The sequence below is a fragment of the Bradyrhizobium erythrophlei genome, assembly GCF_042430365.1.
GTDB lineage: Bacteria > Pseudomonadota > Alphaproteobacteria > Rhizobiales > Xanthobacteraceae > Bradyrhizobium > Bradyrhizobium erythrophlei.
Genome location: NZ_JBHMET010000234.1, coordinates 1 through 1,183, shown reverse-complemented (window position 1 = coordinate 1,183; position 1,183 = coordinate 1). Strand labels below are relative to the sequence as shown.

Here is a 1,183-nt window from a genome sequence, read left to right as displayed (position 1 = left end):
CGGTAGGTGTGAACGCGCCGTTGCACGTGATGCTCGCTGGTTGCGCCGGTCTGCCAGACGATCTTGAGCCACACCTGACCTCGGGTCCGCTTCTGATCAAGAACGACTTCGCGGATGACAAATCGCAGAATGCGCTTGCGATCGGCTGCCGACGTGGTAGCCGCGTTCCAGATCCGCGGCAGGTTCTCTCCGAGCGCTTGTAGCCCTGCGCGTTCCGCCGGGCCAATCAGAAGCGGCTCTTGCGCGCGCCAACGCGCATGCTGCTGCTCGACCGCCTCGACGACACGCAGCTTGTCTTCCCAAGCCCGCTCAAGTGAGCGCGCCACAAGACGGTTCTCGGGCTCTACGGCGTCATACTGACGCCGAGCGCGCTCGGCCTCGTAGCGGGCGCGCTCCACGCGAAGCGCCCACTGGCGCTCGAGCTGACGGCTCTCCTGCTCCAGTTGGCCTGCCGCCGCGAGTGCGATCTCAATCTGATCCGGCACCAGGGCATCGAGGACTACCCGCTCGACCAAGGCATCAACGGCCAAGGCCCGGACTTCCTGGCACAGAACGCTACCTTGCTGGTCCCGATCCGACCGGCAGCAATAGACCGGATAGTCGGCATTCGGGCCCGTGTAGCGCATGCTCATGCGCCGTCCACAACGGCCGCAGATCGCAATTCCTTGTAACAGGGCTGCCCCCTTGCGCGGTACGCCAGCGTGTCCCGCCTCATAGCGGAAGACGTTATCTGCCAGTCGCCCCTGGTTGGCCATGAACTCCTCCCAGCTGATATAGCCTGGGTGAGCGGCGTGCAGGCAAACCGCCCAATCCGCGATCGCCACCTTGACCGTTCCCGTCAGCGATCCCGGCCGGCACCGGCTCGGATCTTTTTGCCGGCGGCCATAAACATACGCCCCAGCATAAGCCGGGTTTTGAAGGATACTAAGGACGCGCGCACTATCTGGCGCACGCCAGACGATCTCGTGTGGAGATGGCCCAAGCAGCGGTCGAAGCGGCAAGGACAATCCGTTCCTGTCCAAGTAACGCATCACACGGCGAGAGCTTTGCAGTTCCCGGAATTTGGCAAACACGAGATGAAGACGGGCCTGCACCTCCTCGTCGGGATTGAGAACAATTGTGCCCGCTCGATCGTAGACGAGCCCGGCTGGTAGGGGCAGCCGCAGTTCGCCCCGCGCCGCCT

At 63.7% G+C, this 1,183-nt stretch carries 1 protein-coding gene; it reads right to left on the bottom strand.

The window, feature by feature from the left end; all coding sequences use genetic code 11:
- Nucleotides 1-1,183: recombinase family protein (locus tag ACFFWD_RS35960; protein ID WP_376973730.1), on the bottom strand; the 1,183-nt coding region annotated here is incomplete at both ends.